This is a genomic window from Streptomyces sp. MS191 (genome assembly GCF_008042125.1).
Taxonomy (GTDB): Bacteria; Actinomycetota; Actinomycetes; order Streptomycetales; family Streptomycetaceae; genus Streptomyces.
In genome coordinates, this window is the sequence record NZ_RDBI01000040.1 from 3,012,822 (window position 1) to 3,034,262 (window position 21,441).

The following is a 21,441-nucleotide window of genomic DNA, read 5'->3' on the forward strand; positions in this document are numbered from 1 at the left end:
CCCCGGTACTCCGGGGCGGGTTCGCGCCGGAGTACCGGGGTATCCCGCTCCGGCGTCGAACGTGTGGCGTAACGTCGCACGGGTACACCGTCAAGGCGATCGGATGACGTGAAGTCATCTGGTCGCCTTGAAATTTTTGTGCTAATTCCCGGAACCTCCGTGTTCCTCCCGGCATCTCACTCATTGTCGGTTTGGATGACTGTGAGGTCATACGCAAGCGCGAATGGGGACGTCATGCGCGGGATCACTCGAAGGGGCCTACTCGGGGCAGGTGTTGGGGCTGCGGCGGCGCTCGGGGTCGCCGGATGCAGCACCGGAAATCAGGACAAGGCAGGGCATTCCGGGCCGGGTAAGGGGGGCGACGTCTCGGGTACGCCGAGCGCGCCGCCCACCAAGAAGGAGGCCCGGCTCATCGGTGACGGTTCCACCTCCGACACCGGAAAGCAGCCGAACCAGCCCGACGCCCCCGTCCCGCTCGAACCGGGCCAGACGCCACCGCAGTTCGTGATCTTCTCCTGGGACGGCGCCGGCGAGGTCGGCAACGGGCTCTTCCCGCGCTTCCTCGAACTCGCCCGCAACCACGACGCGGCGATGACCTTCTTCCTGTCCGGGATCTATCTCCTCCCGGAGTCCAAGAAGGACCTCTACCGCCCGCCGAACAACCGCGTGGGCGCCTCGGACATCGGCTACCTCACCGACGACCACATCAAGGAGACGCTCAAGAACGTCCGGCAGGCCTGGCTCGACGGGCACGAGATCGGCACCCACTTCAACGGCCACTTCTGCGGCGGCTCCGGATCCGTCGGCAACTGGACGCCCGCCGAGTGGCAGAACGAGATCGACCAGGCGACGAAGTTCGTCACCGAGTGGAAGACGAACAGCGGCTGGACCGACCTCGACCCGCTGCCCTTCGACTACTCGAAGGAGCTCGTCGGCGGACGCACCCCGTGCCTGCTCGGCCAGGACAACCTGCTGCCCACGGCGAAACGTCTCGGCTGGCGCTACGACGCCAGCTCCCCCGGCGGCCGCCAGATGTGGCCGGTCAAGCGGCAGGGGATCTGGGACCTCCCGCTCCAGGGCGTGCCGTTCCCCGGCCACTCCTTCGAGGTCCTGTCGATGGACTACAACATCCTCGCCAACCAGTCGCGGAACACCACCCGGGGCATGCCCTCGCGCTATCCCGGCTGGCGGCAGCAGGCCACCGAGGCGTACCTCGCCGGGTTCCGGCGGGCCTACGAGTCCAATCGCGCGCCCTTCTACATCGGCAACCACTTCGAGCAGTGGAACGGCGGCATCTACATGGACGCCGTCGAAGAGGCGCTCAAGGGCATGGCGGGCAAGAAGGACGTGCGGCTGGTCTCCTTCCGGCAGTTCGTGGACTGGCTGGACGTGCAGGACCCGCAGATCCTCGAGAAGCTCCGCTCGCTGGAGGTCGGGCAGTCGCCGGCCGGTGGCTGGAGCGCCTTCCTGCGCCCCGCCGGCGCCCCGACCGGCGCATCGACCGGCACTCCCGCGGCCTGAGAGCGCCCCCGCCGATCTTGCCGGGACCGGCCCCGTAAGCCCCTGTACGTCCGCTTAAGCCCCCTTGACAAGGGGCTTTACGGGCACGTAGGGGGGTGCCCAAGATCCCTGGAACGCCCATGCGAAACTTTTCACATGAGCCTTAGCCGAGCCCCTCGACGCACGCTGCTCGCCGTCGGATCGCTGGCGGCCGCCCTCGCCCTGTCGGCCTGCACATCGGACACGAACGGCAAGTCCGGCGGCGGCGGTGACACCAACTTCGTCACCAACACGGGTGGTGTCTCCACGGTCGCCAAGGGCGAGCGGAAGGCGGTCAACGCGATCGCGGGCGAGACCCTCGAGGGCACGCGGCTCGACGTCGCCGACCTCAAGGGCAAGGTCGTCGTGATGAACGTGTGGGGCTCGTGGTGCGGCCCCTGCCGTGCCGAGGCCCCGCACTTCGCCAAGGTCGCCAAGGAGCTCAAGGCCAAGGGCGTGGAATTCGTCGGGCTCAACACCCGCGACGCCGACAAGGCCAAGGCCGTCTCCTTCGAGGAGGAGTTCGGCGTCAGCTACCCGAGCCTCTACGACCCGGACGGCAAGCTGATCCTCAACGGCTTCCCCAAGGGCTCCCTGATCCCGCAGGGCATCCCGTCCACGATCGTCCTCGACCGGGACGGCAAGATCGCCGCGCGCTCCCTGATGGCCCTGGACGAGGCCAGGCTCCGCTCCATGATCGACCCGATCGCGGCGGAGAAGTGACGTGAACGAGACGGTCTTCAGCGGGGCCCTGCTGCTGGCGCTGCCCATCGCCGTCCTCGGCGGTCTGGTCTCCTTCTTCTCGCCGTGCGTCCTGCCGCTCGTCCCCGGCTACCTCTCCTACGTGACCGGCGTCACCGGCACCGACCTGATGGAGGCCAAGCGCGGCCGGATGGCGGCCGGTGCCTCGCTCTTCGTCCTCGGCTTCTCCGCGGTCTTCGTCTCCGGCGGGGCCCTCTTCGGCTACTTCGGCTGGACGCTCCAGGAGCACCGCGAGACGCTCACGACGGTCCTGGGCATCCTCATGATCGCCATGGGCGTGTTCTTCCTCGGCCTCATGCCGTGGTTCACCCAGCGCGAGTTCCGCTTCCACCGCAGGCCGGTCACCGGTCTGGTCGGCGCGCCGCTGCTCGGCGCGCTCTTCGGCATCGGCTGGACGCCGTGCATCGGCCCGACCCTGGCGTCCGTCAACGCGCTCGCCGCGCAGGAGGCCAGCGCCGGCCGCGGCGCCCTGCTGACCGTCGCGTACTGCGTCGGGCTCGGCGTGCCGTTCATCCTGGCCGCCATCGCCTTCCGCAAGGCGCTCGGCGCGTTCGGCTGGGTGAAGAAGCACTACGCGTGGGTGATGAGGATCGGTGGCGGCATGATGATCCTGACCGGCCTGCTGCTCCTCACAGGTGCGTGGGACAGCATGGTGGCCGACATGCAGGGCTGGTCCAGCGGCTTCACGGTGGGGATCTGAGAGTTCCGATGAGCAAGACCGACACGGGCACGACGGGTGCCCAGGAGCAGGACAACCTCGGCGAGGCCGGGGCCCAGCTGTCCACCGCGCCCCAGGAGGAGACCGCCATCGGCGGCCCCACCCTCGGGGTCGTCGGCTGGATCCGCTGGCTCTGGCGGCAGCTGACCTCCATGCGGGTGGCGCTGCTCCTGCTCTTCCTCCTGTCCCTCGGCGCGATCCCCGGCTCGCTCATCCCGCAGACCAACGTGGACGAGCTCAAGGCGCAGGCGTTCAAGGACGCCCACGAGACGCTGACGCCGATCTACGAGAAGCTCCAGCTCTTCGACGTCTACAGCTCGGTGTGGTTCTCCGCGATCTACATCCTGCTGTTCGTCTCCCTCATCGGCTGCATCGTGCCCCGCACCTGGCAGTTCGTCGGCCAGCTCCGCGGCCGCCCGCCGGGCGCGCCCGGCCGCCTCACCCGGCTGCCCGCGTACACCACGTGGCGCACGGAGGCCGAGCCCGAGCAGGTCCGTGAGGCGGCGCTCGAGCTGCTGAAGGGCCGCCGGTTCCGCGCCCACGTCGCGGGGAACGCGGTCGCCGCGGAGAAGGGCTATCTGCGCGAGACCGGGAACCTGGTCTTCCACATCGCTCTGATCGTGATGCTGGTGGCGTTCGCGACCGGCCAGCTCTTCAAGTCCGAGGGCGGCAAGCTGATCGTCGAGGGCGGCGGCTTCGCCAACACGCTCACGCAGTACGACGACTTCAAGTCCGGTTCGCAGTTCAGCACCGAGAACCTGGAGCCGTTCAGCTTCAAGCTGGACAAGTTCACCGGGACGTACGAGAAGAACGGTCCGCAGCGCGGCACGCCCCGCACCTTCGAGGCGGCCGTGACGTACGCGGAGGGCACCGGTCCCGACAAGAAGGCGGTCATCCGGGTCAACGAGCCGCTGAAGGTCGGCGACTCCAAGGTCTACCTGATCGCCCACGGGTACGCGCCCGTCATCACCGTCCGGGACGGCCGCGGGAAGGTCGTCATGAGCGAGGCCGTCCCGCTGCTGCCGATCGACAACAACATCACCTCCACCGGCGCGGTGAAGGTGATGGACGGCTACCGCGACAAGAACGGCAAGAAGGAGCAGCTGGGTTTCCAGGCCTTCTTCGTGCCGACGTTCGCCGGTGTCGGCAAGGGCAGCATGTTCTCGCAGTTCCCGGCGCTCGACTTCCCGGTCATGGCGATCACCGGTTTCCACGGCGACCTGCGCGTGAACTCCGGTCTGCCGCAGAACGTGTACCAGCTCGACAAGTCCAAGATGACCCAGTTCAAGGACAAGGACGGCAACAAGCTCGCCCAGCGGCTGCTGCCCGGCGAGACGTTGACGCTGCCCGACGGCGCCGGCTCGGTCACCTTCGAGAAGGACGTCAGGGAATGGGCCAGCTTCCAGATCTCCCAGCAGCCCGGCAACGGCCTCGCCCTCGCGGGCGCGATCGCCGCGATCGCCGGCCTGTCCGGCTCGCTGTTCATCCAGCGACGCCGGGTCTGGGTCCGGGCGGTACGGGGGAAGGACGGCGTCACCGTCGTCGAGATGGCGGGTCTTGGCCGGAGCGAGTCCGCCAAGCTCCCCGAAGAGCTGGCCGATCTCGCGGTCACGCTCCACACACAGGCGGCGCCGACCGCGCCGGAACCCGCAGAAGAACCTGCCGAAGCTGGAGAGGCTGACAAGTGATCCTCGCCGCCGCGACCAACGAGAGCCTGGCGCAGATGAGCGACTACCTCATCTACTCCTCGATGGCCGTCTACACGCTGGCCTTCCTGGCCCACATCGCCGAGTGGGTGTTCGGCAGCCGCAGCAAGGTGGGCCGGACGGCCGCCGCGCTCACGCGGAACGCCGCCGACGCGTCCGCCCCGGCCGTCACCGTCCAGGTGAAGCAGGCCGGCGGTACCGCCGTCCTCGACAAGCCCCAGGTCGTGACGCGCTCCTCGGCCGGTGTCCGGGACGTCCCGGACGGTCCCGGCGCGGCCGGCGGCACGGAGCAGGGCGACCTGTACGGCCGGATCGCCGTGTCCCTGACGGCGCTGGCGTTCCTGATCGAGGCCGCCGGGGTGGTCACCCGCGCGTTCTCCGTGCAGCGTGCCCCGTGGGGCAACATGTACGAGTTCTCCACCACCTTCTCCACGGTGGCGGTCGGCGCGTACCTCGGCTTCCTCGTCGCGCGGAAGAACGTCCGCTGGATCGGTCTGCCGCTGGTGACGACGGTCCTGCTCGACCTGGGCATGGCCACCACCTGGCTGAAGACCCCGAGCGACCAGCTGGTGCCGGCGCTGGACTCGTACTGGCTGTGGATCCACGTCTCCACCGCGATCTTCTGCGGCGCCGTCTTCTACCTCGGCGCGGTCGCCACCCTGCTCTACCTCTTCCGCGACTCCTACGAGAACAAGCTGGCCACCGGGGGGAACCCCGGCTCCTTCGCCCGCTCGGTGCTCGAGCGGCTGCCGTCCGCGGCCTCGCTGGACAAGTTCTCGTATCGGGTCAACGCGGCCGTGTTCCCGCTGTGGACCTTCACGATCATCGCGGGCGCGATCTGGGCCGGCGACGCGTGGGGCCGCTACTGGGGCTGGGACGCCAAGGAGGTCTGGTCCTTCATCACCTGGGTCGGCTACGCGGCGTACCTGCACGCCCGCGCGACGGCCGGCTGGAAGGGGCGCAAGGCGGCCTACATCGCGCTGATCGCCTTCGGCTGCTTCCTCTTCAACTACTACGGCGTCAACATCTTCGTGAACAGCAAGCACTCCTACGCGGGCGTGTGAGCCGGGGGCCCGCGGGCCCCTGAGCGCGCGCGGCCACGCGGAACGGCGGCCCGGACCATCGGTCCGGGCCGCCGTTCTGCGCTAGCGGGCGGGCGGTGGCGGGGCGACGCTGGAGGTATGAGCGAGATACCCCGGGGCAGGTGCGAGACCCACGACGGCGACGCGCACCTCCTGCGGTTCACGGTGGACCTGCCGCACCCCGCGGCGCAGGTCTGGGAGGCCGTCGCCACGGCCGACGGCCTGCGGGAGTGGCTGTGCGAGGCGGACCCCATGGAACCGCGGCTCGGGGGGCTGCTGACGCTGCACCGGCTCAACGGGGACACCGTCGTCTCGGGACGCGTGACGGCCTGGGACCCGCAGAGCGTGGCCGAGTACACGGTCGATCCCCCGCACGGCCGGATCCGCTTCCATCTGGAGCCGGGCGGTGCGGGCGGCGGGTCGACCGTGCTGCGGTTCGGCAACGAGTTCCGCGGGCCGCGGGAGCAGAAGCTGGACACCCTGGCGGCCTGGCACGACCACTTCGAGCGGCTGGCCGCCGCGCTGGACGGGTCGCCCACGAACTGGGCCGACTGGTCGGCCGACCGCTGGCAGGAGCTGCGGGAGCTCTACGCGCGCGACGACGCGCCCTGGCCCAGGTGGGAGCCCTGAGGGCTCCCACGTCATCCCCGGCGCGCGTTCACCCGCGCCGTGGCGGGAGGCAGGACGCGGCGGGCGGCCGGCCCTCCGGCCAGGCGATCTGGACGAACCGCTGCGAGCCGTCCTGGGCCAGTTCCACGATGGGCACCGCCTTGTCGAAGGGGTTGCCGAAGTTGTCCAGGCAGATCCAGCCGCCGGCCCCCTCGACCCGGAGCGAGCCCTTCACCTGCGGCCACTGGGTGGCGACGTCCGCCGTCTCCGGGTAGTGCTTGCCGTCCGGGGTGGCCTGTCGGATGGCGTGCACCGCCGTCGCCATCGCGTCGTAGGCGATGATCGCCTGGCCGTCGGCGAGCGGGACCGGGGTCTTCGAGGCACGCGCGATGTCGGCGACGAAGGTCGTGTACGCGGCGGCGGAACCGCCGGTCCGCGGGACCGGGCGGCCCGGCGACGGCTGCCAGGCGTCGGGGTGCGCCAGTGAGGCGTAGCGGACGGTCAGCCGCGTCTTCAGCGCCTTCCGGTCGAGCTTGAGGTCCGCGCCCAGGTACGAGCCCTCGTCGCCGGTGAGGATCGTGAAGGCCCGTTCCGCGCAGCCCCGCGCCCCGAGGGCGTTGATGAACTGGCGCAGCTGCGTGTGCCGGCCGGCGAAGAAGACCGTCTCCGCCCGTGTGTCGCAGATCAGGTGGGTGATCTGGCGGAAGGTGTTCGCGGTGGTGCCCTCGTCGGTCGGGTCGGGCGGCGAGGTGAAGAGCTGCGGCTCGTAGGGCGCGCCCTTCAGGGAGGCGGCGAACGCGGTCTTGAGGGTGTCCGTGTAGTGGTCGCCGGTGCGGGTGTCCTGGACGAGGAGCGCCCTGGCGGCCACCACCTTGCCGAAGTGGGCCAGGGCCTTGGCCTCGTCGCTGTTGGTGGGGGAGACGCGGGCCAGGCCGGGGTAGCGGTTGTTGCCGGCGCCGGGGCCGTTGGCGATGTCGTCGGCGGTGATGGTGGTGCCGACGACGGCGATGCCCGCGCCGGTCAGGGACGCCACCGCCTGCCGCACCTCGGTGGAGCTGGTGGCGACACCGGAGACCGCGCGGAGGCGGTCGGGTGCGGCCGTCATGGTCTTGAGCCGTTCGACGGTGGGGCGCCAGTGGGCGTTGCCCTTGCCGGTGTTGGCGAGGACGAGCCGGATCCTGGGGGTCTCGCTGTTGGAGGCGTGGTTGGCCCGGTACTGGCGGGCGTAGGCGCCCTGCACCTCGTGCTGGACCTTGACCCGCATGCCGGGGTCCGTGGAGGTCAGCGGCAGCAGCAGGGCGACGGTGGCGTACTCGTCGCTCGTGAGCGTCGCGTTCTCCGTGGCGATGGCGCGGGCGACCTCCGTGAGGGAGGGGACGCCGAAGTCGTAGCCGTCGCCGTTGACGCCGACGCACTCGGCGCTGCCCGCGGGCCGTTCCACCCCCCGGGCGCAGGAACGGTCCTCCGGGGTGGTGGCCCGGTCCACGACGTAGCCGACGCCGGTGCCGAGCACGGCCAGGGCGAGGACGGTGGTGACGATCTTCTGGCGGGTGGTGAACCAGACGCGGTAGCGCAGCCGGTCGGCCAAGGTCCTCAGACTCCGATCCCCGTGCCCGGCGGCAGCGAGAGCCCCCGCCAGGCGCGGATGTCCTTCGGCCAGTGGGTGGCCGCGTCCCACAGCGGGCTGTTGCCCGTCCGGTGGCGGCCGGACAGCTGGCGCAGTTCGTGCGCCAGCTTGTCGGTCACCTCGCCGTCGGGCAGCGCGAGCGGATCCGTGAGCAGCCAGACGGCGTGCAGGAGCCGCCGGATGAGCAGCTGGAGCTCGGTGGCGTCGTCGTCGAGGCCGGCCGGGAGCCGGTCGGCGGGCTGCCGGCCGAGGGCGACGGCGCGGCGCGGGTCGGGCCCGGTTTCGTCCCGTCCCCGGGGGTAGGGCGCGGAGGCGATGAAGCGCAGCCGCCCCAGCCAGCCGACGACGTCCGGGTCGGGGAAGGTCAGGCGGAGGTGGGTGACCGCGTCCTCGGTGCGGCCGAGGGCGAGTTCGTGGTGCAGCCGGTGCTGCCCGGCCGGGTCCCCGGCGTAGTGGCGGTGCAGGGTCTCGTGGACGGCGCGCCAGGTGGCGTACTGGTCCCCGTCCTCGAAGCGCAGGCGGTGCAGGAGCAGGGCGCGCAGCAGCGGGTCGGCGACGAAGTGCTCGGGGCCCTCGGGCCAGTCCTCGCCGCGCAGCTGGTCCCGCACGCGCAGGACCATGTCGCCGTCCGGGGACTCCCCGCGCAGGCGGGTGCGGGCGAGCACGCGGGCCGACTCCTCGTCGTGGGCGGCGGCCAGGACGGCGAAGGGGCCTCCGCGAGGACGCCGGGGGTGAGCGTGGACCGCAGGGGGGCCGGGGCCTCGCCGGCGGTCCGGCCGAGCAGGATCACGCCGAGCGGCCGGCCGCCGGTCAGCCGGTGGACGCCCCGGGCGAGTTCGGCGGGTGTCCGGCCGGCCGGGTCGAAGCGGTCGAAGGCGTTCTGGGTCTGGGCGGGGGAGAGCGGGGTGAGTTCGACGGCGAGGATGCCGGAGGTGACGTCCGGGCCGCGGGGGCAGGGCGCGCGGTGGGCGGTCTCCGGCAGGCGTAAGCGGGTGGCGTGCCGGATGCCGTCGTGGTCGCGGACCCGGGAGGCGGCGATGACCACGACGTGGTCGCGGCGGCCGTCCGCGCGGGCGCGCAGAATCGGTTCGACCAGGCGCCGGCCGAGTGGTTCGTGGGCGTTGTCGAGGAGCAGGACGGGTCGGCCGCGGCGGGTGCCGAGCCGGGTGAGGCCGGTGTAGGCGCGGCCCAGGTCCTCGATCAGCGCGCCGACCAGGAAGTCCTCGGCCTCGCGCCGCCGGCGGCCGCCCTGCGCGAAGTCGACGGCGAGCTGCTGGAGTCCGGCCTTCCCGCGGCCTCCGGCGTTGCGGTAGGTGCCGTACCAGCTCTCGGAGGTGCGCTGGAAGCGGCCGAACACCTCCTCCAGGACCGTCTCGACGGTCGCCTCGGCGAGCAGCCCGGCCATCGGGGCGGTGGCCTCGGCGAAGGTGGCGGCGAGCTTGGCGAGCACCTTGCCGACCCAGTTGACGGCGGCCCCCTTGGCCGCGTCGACGGTGGCGAGCACCGGGCCGAGCCGCTGGAGGTCGCGCCGGGCCCGCTCGTCGTCCTCCTGCGACCAGCCGATCGAGGCGACCGCCACCAGGCCGAGCGAGAGCCGGGGGAACTGCACGGGCTTGGCCGCGTACACCCTCGGCGAGAGCTGGACCGCGAGCTCGGCGAGGGCCCCGGTGAGCGGGTTCCAGCCGGGGCCGTGGTCGGCGGGCGGTTCGATGTGGGCGCAGTCGAGCAGCGCCAGCGGAGTGGCCGACCGGTAGGCGTTGCGGAGCTGCTTGAGCAGGGCCGTCTTGCCCATGCCCCGCCCGCCGGTGAAGACGGTGACGGGCGGGTCGTCGCCGTGTTCGTAGGTGGTGCGGGCGAAGCCCTTCGGTGTCAGGCCAATGAGCCGCGCTGCGAGCCCGGACTCGTGGAAGACCGCCTCGCGGCCGTACAGCTCTCTGTCCACCCGTCACCCCCGTCACAAGTCAACTCAAGACTATCGAGGGGGTGTTGGATGCTCGTCAGGCTTTCCAGCACCGTTGCGCAGGTGTTGTCATCCTGTGGCGATCGCGTCGAGTCGGTCCCGCAGATAGGCGTGGGACTCGATGCCGTGGATGGTGGTGCCGGGGTCGCATTCGTAGAAGTAGACGAGCGACATCAGCTCCTCGGCGGGTGCGTCGGCCGGTGGCGGGAGGACCCGGTGGCGGCCGGAGCGCCACCGTCCGCCGGTCCAGCTCGCCATCAGGTCGCCGATGTTGATGGTCAGGGCGTCGGGGTCGTACGGGGCGTCCTGCCAGCCGCCGTCGTCGGTGAACACCTGGAGGCCGCCCCTGCCCGCCTGCCGGTCCAGGACGGTGACCGTGCCGAAGTCGGTGTGCGGGCCGATCCGGAACTGGCCGGGCTCCGGCTCGCCGGTCTGTTCCCGCCCCGGATACCAGTTGATGTTGAAGCCGAAGGTGGGGTGCCCGGTGTGCCGGGTGAAGAAGTCGGTGTCCTCGCCCAGGGCCGGGCCGAGCCGGTCCAGGATCCGGTCCGACAGGGCACGCATCTGCCGCAGGTACGTCTCCACCAGCGGTCTCAGCTCCGGCACCTCGGCGGGCCAGGTGTTCGGCAGGAACCACTCGGCGTCGACGGCCGGGTTCCCGGTCGGCTCCTCGGCCGCGAAGGAGAGCGACTCCTTCAGGTCGGGCGGGGTCGCGGTGCCCTCCGCGTACCCGTTGGCCTCGGCCCCCGGTCCGAGCCAGCCGCGCCCGCCGACCCGCACGGCGTACGGCTCCTTCGCGGCGGACGGCAGCCGGAAGAAGGCGCGGGCGGCCTCGCGGATGTCCGCGCGCAGGACGGGGTCGATCCCGTGCCCGGTGACCAGCAGGAAGCCGGCCTCGCGCAGCGCCCGGTCCACGGCGGCCCGCTGTTCCTCCGGGTCGCCGGTCAGGTCGACGGTGGGGACGACCGTCCCGCTCCCGCCGCCGGTCCCACGGATCTCACTCATCGCCGATGTCCTCGTTCCAGAGGGCAGGGTTCCGGGCGACGAACTCCCGCATCATCGCCGTGCACGCGGGGTCGTCGAGCAGCACGATCTCCACCCCGTGCTCCGCCAGCCAGCCGTGCCCGCCGTGGAACGTCTCCGCCTCCCCGACGACCACCCGGGAGATCCCGAACTGGCGGACGAGCCCGGAGCAGTACCAGCAGGGGGACAGCGTCGTCACCATCGTCGTGCCCCGGTAGGAGCGCTGCCGGCCCGCCGCCCGGAAGGCGGCGGTCTCGGCGTGCGTCGAGGGGTCGCCGTCCTGCACCCGCCGGTTGCGCCCGCGTCCGAGGAGCGTGCCGTCGGCGCCGTACAGGGCCGCCCCGATCGGGATCCCGCCCTCGGCGAGTCCGGCCCGCGCCTCGGCGACCGCGGTCGCGAGCCACTGCCGTGCCTGTTCCTGGTCCATGTCCGGGACCCTTCCCCGGCGGGAGGCGCCCCTCACGTCCGGGGCGTCACGCCTGCGGCGATTCCTCCTCGTAGGGGAAGAGGGCGAGCGGGGCCTCGCGCTGGAAGAAGGTCTTGGCACGGATCATCGCCTGCTCGTCCGCCCGGATCCGGCCCGGCCGGGAGGCGGTGCCGGTCAGCACGCCGCCGAAGCGCATCCGGAGGTAGGCCGCCGAGTGGTGCAGGTTGGTGACCAGGCCGTCCGCGACGACGTGCTCCTCGTGGGCCATGGCCGTCACGCCCCACAGCGTCCGGCCCGCCATCCGCTCCTTGAAGTCCGAGCCGGGCACGTTCAGCCAGCCCGACCAGTAGTCCAGATAGCGCTTGGTCTGCGCGGACAGGCTGTACCAGTACAGGGGCGAGGCGATGACGACGTCGGTGGCCCCCAGCGTGGCCTGCCGCAGCAGCTCCTCGTTCTCCCCGGCGGGCCAGCCGGCCGACTCGTGCCGGCCGTCCTGGAAGTCGGGCAGGACGAGTTCGTTCAGGTCGACCCAGCGTTGCGGTACGTCGGCGGGCAACTGCGCCGCGGCGGCCCGGGCGAGGATCTCGGTGTTGCCGTCGGGGCGCGAGCTGCCGAGGACGAAGAGGAAAGAGCGGTCCGTGCCGGGGGCGGCGTCGAAGGTCATGTCTGCTCCGGTCTCGTGGGTGCTCCGGTGCCAACTCCGTTGCCCAGAGCCGTATTCCGCCGCCCCATCGGCCGGGCCGATGGGGCCATCGGGAGGACGCCCCACTGGCCCGTGGCCCGGTCCCGCGGCCGTCCGTAGCGTCGTGGTCATGAGAAACGAGACCAGGGGAACCGCGGAACTGACCCTCGCCATGGTGCTCTCCGGCACCCTCGGCATCTTCGTCGTCGAGTCCGGGGCGTCCCCCTTCGAGGTGGTGTTCTTCCGGTGCCTCTTCGGGGCGCTCGCCCTCGGCGCCTACAGCCTCGCCCGCGGCTACTTCACGGGCCACGGCCTGACTCCGGGGAAGCTCGGACTCGCCGCCCTCGGCGGCGTGTTCATCGTCTTCAACTGGGTGTTCCTGTTCGAGGCGTACGAGGCCACGTCGATCTCCTTCGCCACCGTCGTCTACCACACCCAGCCGTTCTTCCTGGTGGTGTTCGGCGCGGTGCTCTTCCGGGAGCGGATCACGGCCGCCAGGTTCGGCTGGCTCGGCCTCGCCTTCGTCGGCCTCGTGCTCGTCTCCGGCATCAGGCCCGGGGACACCGCCTCCCTCAAGGGTCTCGGGTTCACGCTCGCCGCCGCCGTGCTCTACGCCCTCTCGACGATCGTCACCAAGCGGATCACCGGCGTCCGGCCGCACCTCGTCGCGCTCGTCCAGGTGCTCGTCGGACTGCCGCTGCTGCTGCCCTTCGCCGACTTCGGAGCGGCGGCCCGGCTCGGCACGGGCTGGGCGTGGCTCGCCGGCCTCGGACTGATCCACACCGGGCTGATGTACGTCCTGATGTACGCCGCCTACCAGAAGCTGCCCACGGCCAAGATCGCCGTGCTGGCCTTCACCTACCCGGCCGTCGCGATGGTCGCCGACTGGGCGGTGTACGGCCACCACATCGGTCTCGTCCAGGCGCTCGGCGTCCCGCTGATCGTGCTGGCCAGCCTGAAGGTCACGCTGTCCGCGAAGGGTCCGGAGCGTCCTCGCGGACGAGTCGCCGCGCCTGCTCCACGAACAGCCGCACATGCGCCGGAAGCCGTTTCCCCCGCCGCCACGCGATCTGCGTGAAGAGCGTGAACGGCGGCTCCCAGTCGAGCGCCACCAGCGCCCCGGAGGCCAGCTCCTCGCCGACGGCGATCCGGGGCAGCAGCGCGACGCCGAGCCCGCCGGTCACGCCCCGCTTGGTCGCCTCGATCGTGCCGAACTCCATGAAGGGCGGTGCCCAGTGCCTCAGCTCACGCTCGAAGAGATCGCGGTAGGGGCAGCCCGGCTCGGTGCCCACGAGCTGCGCCGCCGCCAGGTCCGCACTGGTCAGGCCCGTCCGTCCGGCCAGCGGATGCCGCGGCGAGGCCACCAGGACCAGCGGTTCGGCGGCGAGCACCTCGCTCTCGAGGCCGTCGTGCTCCGTCTCCGGTTCCATGAGGAAGCCGAGGTCGTAGGTGCCCTGGCGCAGCGCCTGCCGGGTCTCGTCGCCGAGGGTGGGGCGCAGGGTCAGCCGGACCCCGGGGTAGCGGTGGTGGAAGAGCTCCAGGAGCGGGGGGAGCCGGTAGGAGGTGAGCGACTCCATCGTGCCGACGGCGATCGTCCCGGCCGGCTCCTCGGCCTCGGTGACCGCGGCGCGTGCCTCCTCGGTCAGCTCGATGATCCGCCGGGCGTACGGCAGCAGGCGCTCGCCGGCCTCGGTGAGCCGGATACGGCTCCCGAGCCGCTCGAAGAGCTCCACTCCGAGGGAGGACTCCAGGGAGCGGATCTGGCTGGTCACGCTGGACTGCGCGTACTTCAGCTCGGCGGCGGCCCGGGTGAAGCTGAGGACCGCCGCGACCTTCTCGAAGGTGACGAGAAGCCGGAGTTCCACGGTCAGGACTTCCCGACGTCGTCGCCGTCCTGCTCGCGCCGGCGGAGTTCCTCCTCGCGGCGGCGCAGGTCGGCCTCCCAGTCCTTCAGGACGGCCTCGTCCTTCTTGTTCTCGTCGCGCAGGGAGTTCAGGAAGTCGGGGTTGTCGTCGGGCGCGACCCACTCCTGGCGGTGGTTGCGGTGCCACTCGGAGGGCGTGCGGCCGCCGGCCGGCGCGCGGCGCATCTTGCCCGCGGCGAACCAGACGATCGGCCCGACGATCCAGAAGAGCAGGATGATGATGACCCAGACGACCTTGGGCAGGTGCTTGGCCTCGTCCTCGGGGGTGTTGAGGCAGTCGATGAACGCGTAGATCGTCAGCGCCAGCGGCAGGATGTACATCAGCGCCCTGAGCATGTGGGACAGCCCCCTGGAAGCAATGGCGGGGCGCGTTTCGAAGGCCCCGGTGACAGGCCCAGCGTAGCCGGTGACCGATACTGGCCCCTATGGCTTACGACGATCTCCGCTCGCTGCTCAGGGCCCTGGAACGCGAAGGCGACCTGAAGCGCATCAAGGCCGAAGTCGACCCCTACCTGGAAGTCGGGGAGATCGTCGACCGGGTGAACAAGGCGGGAGGCCCGGCCCTTCTCTTCGAGAACGTCAAGGGCTCGGCCATGCCGCTCGCGATGAACGTCTTCGGGACGGACCGGCGGCTGCTGAAGGCCCTGGGCCTGAAGTCCTACGAGGAGATCAGCCAGAAGATCGGCGGGCTGCTCAAGCCGGAGCTGCCGCACGGCTTCGTCGGGGTCCGGGAGGCCTTCGGCAAGCTCGGCTCGATGGTCCACGTGCCGCCGAAGAAGGTGAAGTCCGGCGACGCCCCGGTCCAGGAGGTCGTCCTCACCGGCGACGACGTGGACCTGGACCGCCTGCCGGCGCTCTTCACCTGGCCCAAGGACGGCGGCTCCTTCTTCAACCTGGGTCTGACGCACACCAAGCACCCGGAGACGGGCGTGCGGAACCTGGGGCTGTACCGCCTCCAGCGCCACGACAGGCGCACGATCGGCATGCACTGGCAGATCCACAAGGACAGCCGCAACCACTACGCGGTGGCGGCGGCGCGCGGCGAGCGGCTGCCCGTGGCGATCGCCTTCGGCTGTCCGCCGGCCGTGACCTACGCGTCGACGGCGCCGCTGCCCGGTGACATCGACGAGTACCTGTTCGCGGGCTTCGTGCAGGGCAAGCGGATCGAGATGGTCGACTGCAAGACGGTGCCCCTCCAGGTGCCGGCGCAGGCGGAGGTCGTGATCGAGGGCTGGCTGGAGCCCGGCGAGATGCTCCCCGAGGGCCCCTTCGGCGACCACACCGGCTTCTACACGCCGCAGGAGCCGTTCCCGGCGCTGCGGATCGACTGCGTGACGATGCGCAAGCGTCCGCTGCTCCAGTCGATCGTGGTCGGCCGTCCGCCGACGGAGGACGGGCCGCTGGGGCGGGCGACGGAGCGCTTCTTCCTGCCCCTGCTCAAGATCATCGTGCCGGACATCGTGGACTACCACCTGCCGGAGTCGGGCGGCTTCCACAACTGCGCGATCGTCTCGATCGACAAGAAGTACCCCAAGCACGCGCAGAAGGTCATGCACGCGATCTGGGGCGCGCACATGATGTCGCTGACGAAGCTGATCATCGTGGTGGACAAGGACTGCGACGTCCACGACCTGCACGAGGTGTCCTGGCGGGCGCTCGGCAACACGGACTACGCCCGCGACCTCACGGTCGTCGAGGGCCCGGTCGACCACCTCGACCACGCGTCGTACCAGCAGTTCTGGGGCGGCAAGGCGGGTATCGACGCGACGAGGAAGCTCCCGGAGGAGGGCTACACCCGCGACGGCGGCTGGCCGGACATGGTGGAGTCGGACCCGGCGACGGCGGCGCTGGTGGACCGCCGCTGGAAGGAGTACGGCCTGTGACCACCGCGGCCGTACCCGGCGCCCAGCCGGGCCGTACCAAGGCCTTCCTGCGGCTCGTGATGATTGAGCACTCGGTCTTCGCGCTGCCCTTCGCCTACACCGCCGCGCTGACCGCGATGTTCCAGCTCGACCGGAACATTCACTGGGTCACCCTGCTGCTCGTCACCGTCTGCATGGTGGGGCTGCGGACCTTCGCGATGGCGTGCAACCGGATCATCGACCGGGAGATCGACGCGCGGAACCCGCGCACGGCCAACCGCGAGCTGGTCACCGGCGCGGTGTCGGTGCGTTCGGCGTGGACGGGCGCGGGGATCGCCGTCGTCGTCTTCCTGGGCGCGGCGGCGCTGCTGAACCCGCTGTGCCTGGCGCTCGCGCCGCTCGCCGTCATCCCGATGGTCGTCTATCCCTACGGGAAGCGGTTCACGAACTTCCCGCACGCGATCCTCGGTCTGGCGCAGGCCATAGGGCCGATCGGCGCCTGGCTCGCGGTGACCGGGGAGTGGTCCTGGGAAGCGGTGATCCTCGGCCTCGCGGTCGGTGTCTGGATCGGCGGCTTCGACCTGATCTTCGCCTGCCAGGACGTCCAGGCGGACCGCGTCCAAGGCGTGCTGTCGGTCCCGGCCCGCTTCGGTGTCCCGGCGGCCCTGTGGGGCGCGCGGGCCTCGGCCGTCGTGACGACCGGCCTGCTGGTCTGGTACGCGCTGGCGACCGACGCCGGGGTGTTCTTCTGGGCCGGTCTGGTGATCGTGGCGGCGGCGTTCTGCTACGAGCACTCGATCGTGAAGCCGCACGACCTGTCCCGGCTGAACCGCGCGTTCTTCACGGTCAACGGGTTCATCGGCATGGCGCTGTTCGGCTGCGCGCTGCTCGACCTCCTGGTGCGCGGTCTGACGGTGTGACGGGCGGGCGCCCGCTCCCGGGCGCGCGCCGGACCGGGCTCACGGTCGACCGGAACTCCTGGCGCGTCGCCCGCGAGCCCCGCCGGATAGGCTCGTCGGCGTGGAGCCGGTAGAGAAGAAGCAGCGTCGTCCCTGGGTGGTCGGGGTGTCCGGGGCGTCGGGGACCCCGTACGCCGCCGCCGTCCTGAGGGGGCTGCTCGATGCGGGGGAGAGCGTCGACCTGGTCGTCTCGCGGGCGTCGCGGCTGACGCTTCTCGACGAGACCGGAATCGCCTTCCGGGACGGGCACTGGCGCGAGGATCTGACGACCTGGCTGGCGCGGGGTGCCGACGGGAAGCCGGGCACCTTCGCGCCCGACGTGAGCGACGTGCGGTACTGGGCTGCGGGCGACCTGGCCGCCGGGCCGTCCTCGGGTTCGTACCCGGTGAAGGGGATGCTGATCGTGCCCGCGTCGACGGCCGCCGTGGCGGGCGTGGCGCTGGGACTTTCGAAGGACCTGCTGCAGCGGGCCGCGAGCGTGATGCTCAAGGAGCGGCGGAAGCTGGTCGTCGTGGTGCGGGAGACCCCGCTCAACGGGCAGACGCTGAGGCATCTGGTGGCGCTGGACGAGGCGGGCGCCGTGGTGCTGCCCGCCTCTCCGGCGTTCTACGCGGGGGCGACGCACATCCAGGATCTGGTGGACTTCGTCGCCGGGCGGGTCCTCGACGCGGCAGAGGTGCCGCACCGGCTGTACCGCCGTTGGGAGGGGGAGCTCGGTGGAGCGTCCTCCCGGGGGGATTAGCGCTTCTTGGCGGCGTGCTTCTTCTCGGCACGCCTGGAAGCGGACGGCTGGTGGGCACGCGAGCGGTTGGCCAGGTCCTGCAGCTCGCGCATACGGGCGTAGGCCATCTCGATCGTGTACACGGTGAACACCACTCCTGAAAGATCGTCTTTGATCGTCTGAAAGATTCACAGGGTGTCGCCCCTGTGTACCTTAGATTCTATACCTAAACTCGCGGTATCGCTGGACAATGGAAGGCTTCATACCTATGGACGCCGTGGACAGGCAGCTCATCCAGGCTCTGCGCGAGAACGGCAGAGCGTCGTACGCCGAACTCGGCCGGCTCGTCGGGCTCTCCGGCCCCTCCGTGACCGACCGCATCAACCGTCTGGAGGCCGCGGGGGTCATCACCGGCTACCGCGCCACCGTCGACGCCGCCTCGCTCGGCCTCGGCGCCACCGCCCTCATCGGCATCTCGCTGTCGGACGCGGCCGACCACGAGGACGTGGCGCGCCGGCTGAAGGACCTCGCCGAGATCGAGGACTGCTGGTTCATCGCGGGCGACGACTCGTTCATGCTCAAGGTGCGGGTGAACGACGTCGACGGGCTGGAGAAGACGATCCGCCGGCTCAGCGGGACGAAGGGCGTCTCCCGCACCCGGACCACCGTCGTGCTCTCCACCAAGTGGGAGAACCGCGTCGGTGAGCTGCCGGGAGAGCAGGAGGCGTAGCGGTCCGGGTGGTACGTCCCGCCAACAGGGCGGGGAGTACGGTTGGTGGAGCCTGTTTTACGGAATCTCATGGGAGGCGGCCGCATGGACGCGGGACTCAAGCGCGAGCTGGAGCAGAAGGTGCTCGCCGGTGAGCGGCTGAGCCGTGAGGACGGCATCGCGCTGTACGAGTCCGACGACCTGGCCTGGCTCGGCGGGATGGCCCACGAGGTCAGGACCCGCAAGAACGGCGACGTCGTCCACTTCAACGTCAACCGCCATCTCAACATGACGAACGTGTGCACCGCGTCCTGCGCGTACTGCTCGTTCCAGCGGAAGCCGGGCGAGAAGGACGCGTACACGATGCGCATCGAGGAGGCCGTCCGCCTCGCCAAGGCGATGGAGGGCGAGAACCTCACCGAGCTGCACATCGTCAACGGGCTCCACCCCAACCTGCCGTGGCGCTACTACCCGCGCTCGCTCTCCGAGCTGAAGAAGGCGCTGCCGGACGTCTCGCTGAAGGCGTTCACGGCCACCGAGATCCACCACTTCGAGACGATCTCCGGGATGTCGGCCTCCGACATCCTCGACGAGCTGATCGAGGCCGGCCTGGAGTCGCTGACCGGCGGCGGCGCCGAGATCTTCGACTGGGAGGTCCGCCAGCACATCGTGGACCACCGCACCCACTGGGAAGACTGGTCCCGGATCCACCGCCTGGCGCACGAGAAGGGTCTCAAGACCCCCTCGACCATGCTCTACGGGCACATCGAGGAGCCCCGTCACCGCGTGGACCACGTGCTGAGGCTGCGTGAGCTCCAGGACGAGACGGGCGGCTTCCAGGTCTTCATCCCGCTGCGCTACCAGCACGACTTCGTCGACATGCAGGACGGCAAGGTCCGCAACAAGCTCCAGGCGCGTACGACGATGGCGACCGGCGCGGAGGCCCTGAAGACCTTCGCGGTCTCGCGGCTGCTCTTCGACAACGTGCCGCACGTCAAGGTCTTCTGGGTCATGCACGGCGTCCAGACCGCCCAGCTGGCGCTGCAGCACGGCGCGGACGACATGGACGGCTCGGTCGTCGAGTACAAGATCACGCACGACGCCGACAACTACGGCACCCCGAACAAGCTCACCCGGGACGACCTCCTGGAGCTCATCCGGGACGCCGGCTTCCGTCCGGTCGAGCGGAACACGCGGTACGAGATCATCCGCGAGTACCCGGGTCCGGACGCCGGGCGCCGCGAGTCGCCGCAGCCCATGCGGGTCTGACCCCTCGTCGCTCTCCCGCGGTGCCTCGACGGCCGCGGCGCGCCTGGTGCGCGCCGCGGCCGTCCGCCGTTCGGACAGCGGTTGAGCGTCGCTCCTGTAATGGTTACTCTTGCGGCATGCCACTTACCTTTGAGCTCGACCCGCCCGTCACGCCCGCCCTGCGGGACGGCATCCTGCGCCTGTGGGTGGACGTCTCCGACGCCGGCGGCGCCGTCGGCTTCGTCCCGCCGGTCGACGTCGAGGAGGTGCGGCCCGAGCTGGTCAAGCACCTGGTCGCGATGACCGAGGGGCGGATGCGGCTGGTCGTCGGTTTCGACGAGGACGGCACGGTCGCCGCCACCGCCTTCGTCGCCGCCAACACGCACCGGCTGATGCTTCACTGGGTGTGGCTCTACACCGTCATGGTCCACCCCTCCCATCAGGGCAAGGGGTACGGGCGCGACCTGATGGCCGCCGTCGAGCGCGAGGTCCGCGGCTTCGCCGGGATCGAGGCGATCCGGCTCACCTGCCGCGGCGGCACGGGCGTCGAGCACTTCTACGCCTCCTGCGGCTACAAGGAGGTCGGACGGGTGCCCGGCGCGATCCGGGTGGCGGACGGCGACGACCGCGACGACATCGTGATGCTGCTCCCGCTGGACTGATCCAATTCGCCGCGTGCTTCACTTGTCGGGCAAACCAGTGAAGGAGAAAGGGGCCGTCGTGTCCGAGAACAGGACGGGTGCAGCCACCCTCCAGTACACCCTGATGCGCCTCGGCGTGTTCGCCGGCTGCTTCCTGGTGCTGTGGGGTCTCGTCTACTTCCGCGTGCTGCCGCGCGGCCTCGGCGACTCCAACCTGCTGTGGGTCCTCCTGCTGTCCATCGTCATCTCCGCGCCGCTCAGCTTCGTGCTGCTGCGCAAGCAGCGGGACGCGATGTCCGAGCAGATCGTGGCCAAGGTCGACCGGGCGAAGGACCGCCTGGAGTCGAACCGTTCCCAGGAGGACGCGCTGTAGGTGCGTCGCCGCATGCGTGGGGTCGGTGGACGCGGTGTAAAGGCCGCGTAAGGTTCCTCACACGCGCATCGCCCCGGTCGGAGCTTCGAAGGCTCCTGACCGGGGCTTTCTGCGTTTCGGAGGCCCTTGGTGTCCTGGGCTATCCCAAAGAATGGCTTTGAGGTTCTCAAAGTTCAAGTGTTAACGTGTTCGCCATGAAGACAGCTGTGCGCCTCTCCGATGCCGTGAGCACCCTGCTCGTGGCGCGCCTGCATGTCGATCTGTGCCGCTGTATGTCCGCGGTCTGTTGCCGCGAGCTCTGACCCCGGCATCATGCAGCGGCACCGCCTCAGCGCGTGTGTGCCGCACCTCCGTTCCCGTATTCCCCCGATACGCACCTGTGGAGTGTGTCTGTGTCCGCGTCCGCGTCCACGCAGGAGACCGAGCCCAAGGCTTCCTCCCGCATACCGAAGGTTCCCTTCTGGGCCCAGATCGTCGCCGGTCTGGTCCTCGGCGTCGTCCTCGGCTGGGTGACCCGCACCTACGACGTCCAGTGGCTGTACACCACCCTGGACAAGGTCGGCCACATCTTCGTCCAGCTGCTGAAGCTGGCCGTGGCCCCCCTGGTCTTCTTCGCGATCCTGGTCTCGATCACCAACCTGCGGAAGGTGAACAACGCCGCCCGGCTCGCCTCCCGCACGCTGCTCTGGTTCATGATCACCTCGCTGATCGCCGTCGCCATCGGCCTCGCGATCGGCCTGGTCACCAACCCGGGCGCCGGCACCGGCCTCACCCCGAAGGACGGCAAGGCCCCCGAGCACGCCGGTTCCTGGCTCGACTTCCTGACCGGCATCATCCCGACGGACGTCATCACGCCCTTCACCGAGCTG

Annotated in this window: 23 protein-coding genes; 15 read left to right on the forward strand and 8 right to left on the reverse strand. The window is 70.6% G+C overall.

Annotated features, from left to right (window positions below):
• Nucleotides 1-234: 234 nt before the first annotated feature.
• The 6 genes from EAO71_RS21120 to EAO71_RS21145 all read left to right on the forward strand — a co-directional run bounded on the left by EAO71_RS21120 (nt 235) and on the right by EAO71_RS21145 (nt 6,437).
• The gene (locus EAO71_RS21120; protein ID WP_147979122.1) at nt 235-1,521 is read left to right on the forward strand and encodes a polysaccharide deacetylase family protein; all 1,287 of its coding nucleotides are present in this window, start codon (nt 235-237) and stop codon (nt 1,519-1,521) included.
• Between the two features lie 135 nt (nt 1,522-1,656).
• Nucleotides 1,657-2,262, forward strand: coding sequence for a TlpA family protein disulfide reductase (locus EAO71_RS21125; RefSeq protein WP_147979123.1), 606 nt, complete (start codon nt 1,657-1,659; stop codon nt 2,260-2,262).
• Between the two features lies 1 nt (nt 2,263).
• Nucleotides 2,264-3,001: a cytochrome c biogenesis CcdA family protein gene (locus EAO71_RS21130; protein ID WP_147979124.1), complete on the forward strand. Its 738-nt coding sequence runs from the start codon at nt 2,264-2,266 to the stop codon at nt 2,999-3,001.
• A gap of 8 nt (nt 3,002-3,009) precedes the next feature.
• Complete coding sequence (gene resB / locus EAO71_RS21135) at nt 3,010-4,707, forward strand: cytochrome c biogenesis protein ResB (RefSeq protein ID WP_147979125.1); 1,698 nt, start codon at nt 3,010-3,012, stop codon at nt 4,705-4,707.
• Complete coding sequence (gene ccsB, locus EAO71_RS21140) at nt 4,704-5,789, forward strand: c-type cytochrome biogenesis protein CcsB (protein ID WP_147979126.1); 1,086 nt, start codon at nt 4,704-4,706, stop codon at nt 5,787-5,789. The genes resB and ccsB overlap by 4 nt, the downstream gene beginning before the upstream one ends.
• A gap of 117 nt (nt 5,790-5,906) precedes the next feature.
• On the forward strand, nt 5,907-6,437 hold the full coding sequence (locus tag EAO71_RS21145) for an SRPBCC domain-containing protein (RefSeq protein WP_147979127.1): 531 nt from the start codon (nt 5,907-5,909) through the stop codon (nt 6,435-6,437).
• A gap of 28 nt (nt 6,438-6,465) precedes the next feature.
• On the opposite strand, the gene EAO71_RS21150 is transcribed toward EAO71_RS21145, so the two are convergent.
• The 5 genes from EAO71_RS21150 to EAO71_RS21170 form a co-directional block, all read right to left on the reverse strand.
• Complete coding sequence (locus tag EAO71_RS21150) at nt 6,466-8,004, reverse strand: type 1 periplasmic-binding domain-containing protein (RefSeq protein WP_147979128.1); 1,539 nt, start codon at nt 8,002-8,004, stop codon at nt 6,466-6,468.
• Between the two features lie 403 nt (nt 8,005-8,407).
• Nucleotides 8,408-9,985: a hypothetical protein gene (locus tag EAO71_RS21155; RefSeq protein WP_261992214.1), complete on the reverse strand. Its 1,578-nt coding sequence runs from the start codon at nt 9,983-9,985 to the stop codon at nt 8,408-8,410.
• Nucleotides 9,986-10,072: 87 nt separating this feature from the next.
• Nucleotides 10,073-11,008 carry an isopenicillin N synthase family dioxygenase gene (locus tag EAO71_RS21160; protein ID WP_147979129.1) on the reverse strand — a complete coding sequence of 312 codons (936 nt, stop codon included), beginning with the start codon at nt 11,006-11,008 and terminating at the stop codon, nt 10,073-10,075.
• Nucleotides 11,001-11,453, reverse strand: coding sequence for a nucleoside deaminase (locus tag EAO71_RS21165; RefSeq protein ID WP_147979130.1), 453 nt, complete (start codon nt 11,451-11,453; stop codon nt 11,001-11,003). Before EAO71_RS21165 ends, EAO71_RS21160 begins: the two co-directional genes overlap by 8 nt.
• A gap of 46 nt (nt 11,454-11,499) precedes the next feature.
• Nucleotides 11,500-12,117, reverse strand: coding sequence for a flavodoxin family protein (locus EAO71_RS21170; RefSeq protein WP_147979131.1), 618 nt, complete (start codon nt 12,115-12,117; stop codon nt 11,500-11,502).
• Between the two features lie 148 nt (nt 12,118-12,265).
• On the opposite strand from EAO71_RS21170, the gene EAO71_RS21175 reads away from it, so the two are divergent.
• Entirely contained in the window at nt 12,266-13,213 is a 948-nt protein-coding gene (locus EAO71_RS21175) for a DMT family transporter (protein WP_147979132.1), read from the forward strand.
• Here EAO71_RS21175 and EAO71_RS21180 read toward each other — a convergent pair.
• Nucleotides 13,098-14,000: a LysR family transcriptional regulator gene (locus EAO71_RS21180; RefSeq protein WP_147979133.1), complete on the reverse strand. Its 903-nt coding sequence runs from the start codon at nt 13,998-14,000 to the stop codon at nt 13,098-13,100. The genes EAO71_RS21175 and EAO71_RS21180 overlap by 116 nt on opposite strands.
• Before the next feature lie 2 nt (nt 14,001-14,002).
• The gene (locus EAO71_RS21185) at nt 14,003-14,395 is read right to left on the reverse strand and encodes a PLD nuclease N-terminal domain-containing protein (protein ID WP_147979134.1); all 393 of its coding nucleotides are present in this window, start codon (nt 14,393-14,395) and stop codon (nt 14,003-14,005) included.
• A gap of 89 nt (nt 14,396-14,484) precedes the next feature.
• On the opposite strand from EAO71_RS21185, the gene EAO71_RS21190 reads away from it, so the two are divergent.
• The 3 genes from EAO71_RS21190 (at nt 14,485) to EAO71_RS21200 (ending at nt 17,622) form a co-directional block, all read left to right on the forward strand.
• On the forward strand, nt 14,485-15,942 hold the full coding sequence (locus EAO71_RS21190) for a menaquinone biosynthesis decarboxylase (protein WP_147979135.1): 1,458 nt from the start codon (nt 14,485-14,487) through the stop codon (nt 15,940-15,942).
• Nucleotides 15,939-16,841, forward strand: coding sequence for a menaquinone biosynthesis prenyltransferase MqnP (mqnP, locus tag EAO71_RS21195; protein ID WP_147979136.1), 903 nt, complete (start codon nt 15,939-15,941; stop codon nt 16,839-16,841). The genes EAO71_RS21190 and mqnP overlap by 4 nt, the downstream gene beginning before the upstream one ends.
• 100 nt (nt 16,842-16,941) lie before the next feature.
• A complete protein-coding gene (locus tag EAO71_RS21200; protein WP_147979137.1) occupies nt 16,942-17,622 on the forward strand; it encodes a UbiX family flavin prenyltransferase in 681 nt (226 codons plus the stop codon).
• On the opposite strand, the gene EAO71_RS37810 is transcribed toward EAO71_RS21200, so the two are convergent.
• Entirely contained in the window at nt 17,619-17,756 is a 138-nt protein-coding gene (locus EAO71_RS37810) for a hypothetical protein (protein ID WP_187282727.1), read from the reverse strand. The genes EAO71_RS21200 and EAO71_RS37810 overlap by 4 nt on opposite strands.
• 113 nt (nt 17,757-17,869) lie before the next feature.
• Here EAO71_RS37810 and EAO71_RS21205 point away from each other — a divergent pair, with 113 nt between their 5' ends.
• The 5 genes from EAO71_RS21205 to EAO71_RS21225 form a co-directional block, all read left to right on the forward strand.
• Nucleotides 17,870-18,331, forward strand: a complete 462-nt coding sequence (locus tag EAO71_RS21205; protein ID WP_147979138.1) for an Lrp/AsnC family transcriptional regulator — start codon at nt 17,870-17,872, stop codon at nt 18,329-18,331.
• An 84-nt stretch (nt 18,332-18,415) separates the two neighbouring features.
• Nucleotides 18,416-19,579, forward strand: a complete 1,164-nt coding sequence (gene mqnE, locus EAO71_RS21210) for an aminofutalosine synthase MqnE (RefSeq protein ID WP_147979139.1) — start codon at nt 18,416-18,418, stop codon at nt 19,577-19,579.
• 116 nt (nt 19,580-19,695) lie between these two features.
• Nucleotides 19,696-20,220, forward strand: coding sequence for a GNAT family N-acetyltransferase (locus EAO71_RS21215; protein WP_147979140.1), 525 nt, complete (start codon nt 19,696-19,698; stop codon nt 20,218-20,220).
• Nucleotides 20,221-20,323: 103 nt separating this feature from the next.
• Nucleotides 20,324-20,572 (forward strand): DUF4229 domain-containing protein, encoded by a 249-nt coding sequence (locus tag EAO71_RS21220; RefSeq protein ID WP_187282770.1) that lies wholly within the window; start codon nt 20,324-20,326, stop codon nt 20,570-20,572.
• 392 nt (nt 20,573-20,964) lie between these two features.
• On the forward strand, nt 20,965-21,441 hold a 477-nt coding region (locus EAO71_RS21225), incomplete at its 3' end, for a dicarboxylate/amino acid:cation symporter (protein ID WP_147979427.1).